The organism is Micromonospora mangrovicola, from assembly GCF_047200535.1.
In the GTDB taxonomy this organism is placed as follows: Bacteria; Actinomycetota; Actinomycetes; order Mycobacteriales; family Micromonosporaceae; genus Micromonospora.
In genome coordinates this window covers 1-8,967 of the sequence record NZ_JBJZOG010000166.1, presented here as the reverse complement: position 1 = coordinate 8,967, position 8,967 = coordinate 1, and the positions used below count along the sequence as shown (strand labels likewise).

6 protein-coding genes are annotated in these 8,967 nt (G+C 69.8%); 1 reads left to right on the top strand and 5 read right to left on the bottom strand.

Annotation, left to right across the window (positions count from 1 at the left end):
- Positions 1 to 1,055 precede the first annotated feature (1,055 nt).
- From ACL02O_RS32770 to ACL02O_RS32750, 5 genes are read right to left on the bottom strand one after another with little or no spacing between them, the layout of a single operon-like run.
- Entirely contained in the window at positions 1,056 to 3,266 is a 2,211-nt protein-coding gene (locus ACL02O_RS32770) for a phage minor head protein (RefSeq protein WP_412822059.1), read from the bottom strand.
- 3 nt (positions 3,267 to 3,269) lie between these two features.
- On the bottom strand, positions 3,270 to 3,497 hold the full coding sequence (locus ACL02O_RS32765; protein WP_412822058.1) for a hypothetical protein: 228 nt from the start codon (positions 3,495 to 3,497) through the stop codon (positions 3,270 to 3,272).
- Positions 3,490 to 3,720: a hypothetical protein gene (locus ACL02O_RS32760; RefSeq protein WP_412822057.1), complete on the bottom strand. Its 231-nt coding sequence runs from the start codon at positions 3,718 to 3,720 to the stop codon at positions 3,490 to 3,492. Before ACL02O_RS32760 ends, ACL02O_RS32765 begins: the two co-directional genes overlap by 8 nt.
- On the bottom strand, positions 3,717 to 5,582 hold the full coding sequence (locus ACL02O_RS32755) for a hypothetical protein (RefSeq protein WP_412822056.1): 1,866 nt from the start codon (positions 5,580 to 5,582) through the stop codon (positions 3,717 to 3,719). The genes ACL02O_RS32760 and ACL02O_RS32755 overlap by 4 nt, the downstream gene beginning before the upstream one ends.
- Before the next feature lie 11 nt (positions 5,583 to 5,593).
- A complete protein-coding gene (locus tag ACL02O_RS32750) occupies positions 5,594 to 5,908 on the bottom strand; it encodes a hypothetical protein (RefSeq protein WP_412822055.1) in 315 nt (104 codons plus the stop codon).
- Positions 5,909 to 6,074: 166 nt separating this feature from the next.
- Here ACL02O_RS32750 and ACL02O_RS32745 point away from each other — a divergent pair, with 166 nt between their 5' ends.
- Positions 6,075 to 8,915 (top strand): NACHT domain-containing protein, encoded by a 2,841-nt coding sequence (locus tag ACL02O_RS32745; protein ID WP_412822054.1) that lies wholly within the window; start codon positions 6,075 to 6,077, stop codon positions 8,913 to 8,915.
- Positions 8,916 to 8,967: the final 52 nt, after the last annotated feature.

Genomic DNA, 8,967 nt, shown 5'->3' with positions numbered 1-8,967 from the left:
AACGCCCTCACCGCAGCCTCTTGAAGGCGGCCTTGAGTTCGGCATCAAGGGGTGAAGAGCCCATCGAAACAAGATGCGCTGACCGGGCTAGTCCCAAGACCCTGCGTTCAAGCTGGTTAGTGGGGACGAGAAGCGGTAGTTCGGCGGGCCGCCCAGGGCGAACCCGCCTGAGCGTCAGGAGAGTTCGTCCCGGCGCGTAGAAGGTCAAGGACCATGGCACACGGCTCCGTTGCCTGGGGATGCGCCGTGTAGGGGGCGCGCGAGATCGACGGCGCCGGCACGCCTGGCGATGACACAGAGCTGGGCATCGGCAGCGGCCCTTGCCCCCGCGTGTGTCGTGCTCTCCTCGCCATCAGCAGCAGACGGACGATGGGCTCGTTCCTCTACATGCTGTCCGCTCTATGGCTTTCGCACCTTATGCGAGCCGTCGCCATCAGGCACTGCAGATGTGATTCCCGCCACACTCATCCATGTTCTCCGGAAGGCAAGTCGTCCACCCCAGATCGCCACGTGACACCGCACAGACTTATACCTCGCTTCCAATGTCACGGAAGGTGAGTAGGGAGTCTGTGGGTCGGCTTGCCGCGGATGCCGGAGCAGCGGGCAGACGGCGGACATGATCAGCATCGTGAGTCGTAGGGGCCCGCCGTGCTCACCGTCGTGGCTGCTGGCCACGGCCACGCGCAGGTGGAGCCGGCCCGGCCCGCGGGCCACCTGCCTGACCTGGGCAGGCGCGTGCGGCGGAATGCGCGGAGCGCGGGACGTCGTCGTCGATCTGCTAGGCACACCCGGCCGGCACGACCAAGGGACGCAGACCTTCGGGCGGAGGTGGCGGCCCATGAGATAGACGCGAGGCGGTGCGGTGCCGGACACACGGCACCTTCGCTCTACTTCCGCACCTGGCGGATTACGCCGCCTCCGCCGTTGCGGACGTTGGCGACCTCCGCCTGCGTCTTGGAGTCGTACTCGCCGCCTATGCGGTCGTCCTCATAGGACAGCACCCACGATGCTGCGACGCTTGCCGCCGCAGTTGCAGCCCATCGGCTTCCCCCTCCCTACTTGCCGTGCACCTTGGCGGTCAGCACCGCCACGAGCGTCTTGCGGTCCCGGCCGATGCTCGCCGCGATCCGCTCCGCCTGCGCCGCGGTGGCGGTCCGCTGCCGCTCGGCCGCGAAGCCGGCCGCCACTGCGCGGTGTACGGCCGCCTCGACGTCGCTGGGCGAGAACCCCGGCGCCGCCAGCCGCCGGCCGATGTCCTCGCTCGGCTGCCAGCCGGCCCAACCGGAGGCGACCATCACGTACGCCCGACCACCCGACGAGCGGCCCCGCACGACCGGGAAGCCGCCGACGTTGACACACAGTGCCGCGACGAGCTGGCGGGCCCCGCCGATCCACCGCCAGTCCCCGGACAGCGGCGACCTGCGCAGCAGCTGCACCTGTTCCTCGGTGGCCTCCGGCACCAGCGACCCGGCGACCCACGTGCCGTGGGCGTCCCGCCCGGCCCGCACCACCGCCAGCTGCGTGCCTGTGTCGTCGTAGTGCTCCACGGCGGCCGCCGCGCTCGCGGACAGGTCGGCGTGCCCGGTCGCCGCCGTGATGTGTCCGACCGCGACCAACTCCCCCTCGGCGGTCTGGATCTCCGGCCGGTGGAACCAGTCGAAGCCGCCCTCGTCGGGCGGCATCACGCACTGCCCGCCGGTCAGGAACGACAGGTGGCAGTCCCGGTCGGCGAGGTGCCCGAACACCCGTCCGTCGGCCGTCACCGTGATCGGGGTCAGCTCGGTCAGGCTCGGGTCGTCGAACCACGCCCTCGGCGGGTAAAGCGGCGCGACCTGCTTGCTCTTCGCCGCCGCGCCGGCCGCGGTGACGGGCTCCTCCTCCTTATCGGAGGGCTCGGCCTCATCAGAGGGCTCGCCGTCGGCCGGCTCGTCGTCGACCAGCTCCAGCTTCGCCTCCATGAACGCCTGCGTCCCGACGAGCGTCACCGCCATCACCCGGCCCTTCGTCACCGTGATGTACGGCTCCTCGCCGGCCTCCATGAAGGCTTCCCACTCCTCGTCGGACATCTCCTCGATCGGCTTGCCGTCCGCGTCGGTGAACACGAACTCGAAGTCGTCGAGGTCCACCGACGGGAACAGCACGCCCTGGCGCAGCAGCTCCAGCGCCTCGCCCAGCTCCGGCACCGCGTCGATGAAGTCGCCCGCACCGACCAGCTTCGTCTTCTGCACCTCACCGGTCGTGATCCGGCCGATCGTCACCGCGCCTTCGTGCCCGGGGGCGTCCTCGCGCGCCCACGGCAGCGCCAGGGGCAGTTCGCGGAACGACCACTCGCCGTCCGCCGCGAAGATCCGCCGGTCACCCGACTTGGCACCCAGCGGCGCCAGCGTCCCCTTCCACGTCGCCATCTGCTTGCCACCCTTCGCGGCTGCCGCCGCCGTCACCGTGATGTCCAACCCGGTGGCCCGGTCACGCCGGGGCCACGGGTGCTTCGGGACCGCAGGCAGGGGCTCGTCGGCCTCCACCTCGATCATCGTGCAGCGGCAGTTCACCGTCTGCCCGGGCGGCGCGGCCGGGTCGCCCGGGTAACGCATCGGCACCCCGCCGACCATGAACACGCTGTCCAGGGCGACCCGCTGCCCGTCCGCGTCCCGGTGGTCGTGCCGGGTCCGCTCGTCGTGCGTGGCCACCCACACCTTGTCCAGCTTCTCGTCGAGGACGTCCGCGGCGGTCAGCCAGGCGGTCAGCGTCCCCGCGTTGTACGCGCCGATCGTCTCCGTCCGGGCGATCGTCACCGCCCGGTCCTCCCAGGACCGCTCGCCCAGGATCACCTCGATCACGTCACGGATGCGCAGCACGCTCGCGCCCTCGCCGGTCAGCTCGGCGACCGCCGCGACGACCAGCTGCCACGCGCTGTCGGGCACCCCGGCCAGCCGGTTCGGCAGCGCCGCCAGGTACTCGTCCTTCATCTGCGCGACCCGCAGCAGCTCGACGTCGCCGCCTCCGTCGGCCACGCCCGCCAGGAACGTCTGCTCGGCGGCCGGCACCAGGTGCACCGTCATCGCCTCGAACCACGCCTGCCCGGCGCCGGCGAGCGCGCTCGGGTCCGGCGGCAGGGCCGCCGCGGTGACCGGCAGCGTGACGGCCCGCGCGTCGCGCAGCCAGGCGCGCAGCGCCGCCCGGGCGGCGCGGAGCATCCGCCGCTCGGCGGCCACCACCCGCGCCTCGTGGTCGAGGCGCAGCGGCAGCCACAGGTCCGGCTCGGCCACGGCTCAGCCACCCGCCGGCGGTTCGGCGAGCACGGGGATCTGCACGCCCTGGGTCTGCACACCGCCGTCGGGGCGGGACACCGGCAGCCCGGCCGGGCTGCGGATCAGCCGCTCCACGATCAGCAGGTCGTCGTGCAGCTCCAGCTTCACGAAGTCGGTCCCGAGGTCGATCCCCGCCGCCGCGAAACAGTCGCGCAGCTGGGCCAGGGACACATTCGCCGGGTCAGCCATCGGTTCTCCTCCTCGCCTCGTTGCGCCGCGCCGCCGCGTCCGGGTCGCACACGTGGCCGGCGTCGGTCAGCGGCGGCTGGTCGCCCTCCCACAGGTCGCCCCACCATCCGCAGGTGCGGCAGATCGTCCACCGCAGCCGCTCGCAGCCCTTCCCGCGCCCTGACCGCTGGCAGGCGTACCCGTGGGCGGGCACCAGGTCCGGCGCGAGGATCGTCACGCTCATGCCGGCACCAGCTCCCGGGCGACGGTGGCGGCCAGGTGCTCGCGCAGCTCGTCGACGTCGTGCCGCGCGCCCGTGACGAGCAGCCCGCCGACGTACGCGGTCAGCGCCGCCGTCAGCTTCTCGTCGTCGACGTCGAGCTTCGCCGCGACGGCCGGCACCGCCGTCCACGCTCCCTCGAGGAGCCGGGGCACCGACGCCGGCGTGGACTGGCGCACCGTGTGGTACTCCCACGCCTTCAACCCCTGGTGCCGGTACCTCTCCCGGCCCAGCGCGCGCTTGCCGGCGATCTCCAGCGCCCGCAGCGCCAGGACCTCGCACGCGGCGACGAACGGCGCGCTCATCGGCCCGGCCGCCGCAGCGGCGATCGCCGCCGGTTCGGGCGGGCCGCGGTCCTCGGTGTCGCCGGGCGGCGGCGGATCCGTCGCCGGATCCTCCTCCGGTGGGGGCTCCCCGCCGGGCATCTCGCCCTGGGTCGGCTGCGGCTTCAACGCCTCCGGGTCGAGCTGCACGCTCACCCCGGCGACCTCCAGCAGCCGGGTCACCAGCAACGGCCCGGCCGCCGGCACCGTGCGGATGATCTCCAGCAGCCGCCGCAGCTCCCGCTCCTCGTCGGTCGGCTTGTCGCCGTCACCGAAACCCGTCTCCCGGCGCAGCGCATCCCCCGACAGCTCGCCCAGCCCGTACAGATCCTTCGCGTCGGCACCCTTGTCCGGCGTCTGCGTCAGCTCGCTGGTGTCGTACCAGACAATCCACCGGCGCGGGTCGGCCACACCCTGCGCGCCTTCCAGCGCCGGCCACAACATCTGCTCGGTCAGCGCCGCGCAGAACAGCTCCAGCTTCGACTCGACGTGGTACTTAATCGTCGCCTCGTCGGTCATCCAGGCACCCCAATGGTTCGCCTGGGTCATGCCCAGCAGCATCTCCGGCGGTGCGTCCAAGCCCAGCGCGAGCCGCCGGATCGCGCCGTCCAGCATCGCCGGCACCGCGCTGCTCAGCTCCGTGGCGAAGCTCAGCAGCCGGGCCTTCTCCAGGTGCTCGGCGGGGCCCTGCACCACGATCGGAACGAGGGCGGCCACGCTGTCGCGGTCCTTCACCGCGGTGGTCATCGCCTCCGTCAACGTCGACAGGAACGACGACACCCCGTCCTCGGCGTCCTCCTCCTGCTCGGGCGCAACGAAGCTCAGCTCGTTGGGCAGCAGCAGAATGCCCGCCCCGGCCAGCCGGGAGTCGATCTGCGACTGCACGTACTGCGTCAGCCGCTCAATCAGCCGCAGCACCCGCCGGTTGGACTGCACCTGGCTGGACGGCAGCGCGTGCTTACGGGGGCTCGGCACCCAGATCCGCACGATGACCGTCTCGTCGGCCTCCAGCTCGCGAGCCCCGTCGCCCGGGTCGAGCACGTACTTCCCGGCCCGCTCCGTCAGCTCCTCCACCGACGCGATGAACCACCGCTCCCGGTCGGTGGCCTTGCCTTCGGCGTCACGTTCCGGCTCGCCGATCAGGTAACACTCGCCAGGCACGCCGAGCTGAATGCCGGCGTCGCGCAGCAGCTCGGCCTGGGTACTGGGGCCGCCGAGGAACGTCTCGTTGACGCCGGCCGGCGCCTGGTCGGGCGTCTCCATCGGCCGGCCCTCGTCGTCGACCTGCGTGATGTACAGCCGTGCCCGGCCCATCGCCTTCGCGATCAGATCGACCAGGAACGCGAACTCGCCGCACTCCTCGTAGTGCCGCCACGCCTCGTCCTGCCACTGCTGCTTCGTGACCTTGCGCAGGCTGCCGCTGGATACCGCATCTTCGCCGCGGACGCGACGACGGCGGTCGCCCGGCCGACCGCGCTGTCGGCGTTGGGCTTCGTGCCCCACCAGCCCATGCGCTACTCCTCGGGCTCGGCGCGCACGAGCAGGCCGGTTGCGTGCGACAGAGCCAGCGCGACGGTGGGCACGTCGACCCACCACAGCCCGGACCAGCGGGAGACCTCGGACAGGTGCCACCAGCCAGCGGCGGCCAACGCGGCGACCCACACGGACAGGCACCAGCGGCAGAACAGCAGGTACGCGAAGGGGCTGCCCTCTGGGAGCCGCCTCACGATCGCCTCTCGGGGTCGCCGGGTGATCTCGTCGGCGGTGACCAGCCGGGTCACCCGTGCGATGAAGAGCAGTACCACCGCGATCTCGATCAGCCCCGTCACGGTTACGAGCATATGCAATGCCACTGCGACCGCACAGACGTCTGCGCGTGCGAGAGTGCTCTACGGTGTGGCCGTGGCGGGAGCAGATACAGCTGTTCCATTGGCACTGGCCGTGTGTGTGACGTCGGGCCGTACTCTATGGCGGCGGCAGAGGGGAGGATCGCCCATGGACATGGCGACGCTCGGCCAGTTGGCTACCAAGGCGGCCGTCAACTGCAGCACCATCATCGGTCGGAAGCTGCTTACCAGGCACCAGCGGAACAAGATCGCCACCGAGGCCGCCGGCATCCTGGTCGCCGGGAACACGGAACGGTTCATCGAACACCTGAACCCTCAGCAGCTCCGTCGGTTTCGGGAGTTCGCCGAGTCCGCTCAGTTCGATCACCTGGTACGCCAGGCCATGATCTCCTCCCTCGCGTCGACAACCGCCGACACGCGGAGCGCGATCCGTGAGCAGCTGCGGCACGGCTTGCGCCACCACGGCGAGTTCGGCGAAGCGGACCTGCTACAGGCCACCGACGTACTACACGAGCTGGTGGACGCCGCGGTGCATGCGGTGCGGTTGACTTCGGCGCCAGGAGCGCTCGACAGCGGCCGCGCCGTGGCGATGGCGGCCAGGGTGGCCGCTGCCGGGGTGCTCAACAGCGAGCTGCTAAACCGCCTAAAGACGCTCGACGAAATCAACCAGTTCGCCAAGGCGGTTCGATCTGCGACCAAGGCCGGCCACGCGAAGCTGCGTATGGCCGCGCACGACTTGAACCGCCAGGTCGACTACGCCCAGCTGTACGTCACCCCAGTACTGCGCCCCGCGGCCGCCTCCCCCTTGTGGGATTCATCGGCCTCAGAGACGTTCACGCTGGCCGACGGCATGAACAACGCGGTTCGCTTCGTCATCCTCGGCGACCCGGGCGCGGGCAAGTCCACGCTGGCCGCGAAGCTCGCCCACGACCTGGCAGCCGACAAGATCGGCGGTCTGGAAGGGCAGGTGCCGATCCTCCTCGTCGTGCGTGCACACACTCAGTCACTGCGCACCGATCACCACACACTGCTGCACTACCTGGAGGCGGCGTGCCGGCGTCCTGGCAACGTCAACCCCCCACCTGATGCGCTCGAGTATCTGCTGCTTAACGGCCGCGCCACGGTCATCATCGATGGCATCGACGAACTCGGTGACAGCTCCTACCGCCAATCCTTCGCCCATCTCGTCGATGGCTTCGCCCACCGCTACCCGCTTGCCCGCGTCATCGTCACCTCCCGAGCCGTCGGCTATCCAGACGCTCCCCTCGACTCGGACCTGTTTCCAACCGTCGACATTGCCCCCTTCAACGAAAGCCAGGTCAACCAGTACGCCAACCGGTGGTTCCGGCTCGATACAACCCTGGACGCTGACCAGCGCCGGCAACTGACCGAGGCTTTCATGCGGGAAAGCGAGGTGGCCCGCGACCTGCGAGTCAACCCGCTGGTGCTCTCGCTGCTGTGCGGCCTGTACTCGACCGTTCATTACATCCCGCGTAACAAGCCCGAGATTTACGAGAAGTGCGCCGAGCTGCTATTCGAGACCTGGGACCGGTCACGGGGCATCGAGGTCACACACCGGTACGGGGCACACATCCGCCCAGCAGTACAACGCCTCGCCTGGCGGCTCTTCACCGACCCGCAGGGCCGCCAAGCGCTGCCACGTGCGGAGCTGATCGCGTTCCTCGCCGAATACATGAAGACCAAGCGGTTCGAAGACCCAGACGAGGCGGCTCAGGCCGCTGCCGACTTCCTTGACTTCTGCGCCGGCCGCGCCTGGGTACTCACCGACGTGGGCTCCGACGCCCTGCAACCGCACTACGGGTTCGTGCACCGCACGTTCCTGGAGTTCTTCGCCGCTTCCCAACTCGTTAAGCATCAACCCGATCCCGAGGTGGTATGGGGCCAACTGGAGCCGCACCTCGTCGACAGCACCTGGGACGTTGTCGGTCAGCTGGCAGTGCAGATCCTGGACCGCCATTGCGACGACGGCGCGGACCGGATATTGCGCCTTGTGCTGGCCCGCGTCGACGAGGTCCCCAGCGCCTCGCTCAGCCGCCTGGCCTTTGCCGCCCGGTGCATGGAGAACGTTGCCCCGGACAACGCCACGCTTCGCGATGTGGTCACCCGTGTGGTGGCCCTCTCGTGTGCAGCACCAGCGGCCGACCGCCGGAGGACGCAGCTGGAGCTTTTCCCAGAGGACGACATTCCACTATCGGCGCTGCTAGCGGTCACCGCGCCGGACAACGCCACCCGCATAGCCCGGGCTATGGCTGACGCCGTTGAGCACCACGCCAGAGTTATGCCCCTGAGCAGTTCGGCCGGGTTGCTTTACGACACTTTGCTGAACCGCCCGATCGCCCTTAACGACGGAACCGGGGAGTTGATCAGGGGGCTGGTCGCGGATGATCTGTCCCAGCGTGCCGTACCCGAGTCGGCCCGGGTATGGCACCGCCTTGTTCAGCGGCCCACCGCCGATGACCTGGCCGAGTACGGCCTCTCGATCCTCTACGAGCTGACTTACGTGGCCGGCGCTGGCATACTGCCTGTTGTTGCTTGGATCCTGACAGGAACGGTCTCCCCGTCCGTCGGCCGGACGGCAGCAGTCCTTGGCCGGTGGGATAGAACCCTTGCAGGTTATTACCCCCAGATCATCACCAACCGTGACTGGCTCTCCCGCGCCGCGTTGCCGCGGAACGTGTGGGAGCCAGTGCTGACCCGGTTCGAGGAGGCAGCACTGCGCGAGATGAGCAAGCACGGCCGCGCCGCCCTGATCCTGCTGTTGCTCCCGATCATGCGGGTTGCAAGGAACCGACGCGACGTTGATCAGCTTGAGCAGCTCATGACCGCAGTGGAAGGCGGCTATCACGAGGCGGCCATCGAGATCGTCAACTCTTGGGCATTGCCCGCCGAAGCCCACGACTTCCTCGTTGAATGGGTCCGGCGACCCCGGCTCGCGGGGGCAACCCCGCCGGGATCGGCTATCAGATGACGTCCGCCTGCCGGCGGGCCAGAGGACCGCTGTTTGCTCCAGTCAGAAGCTA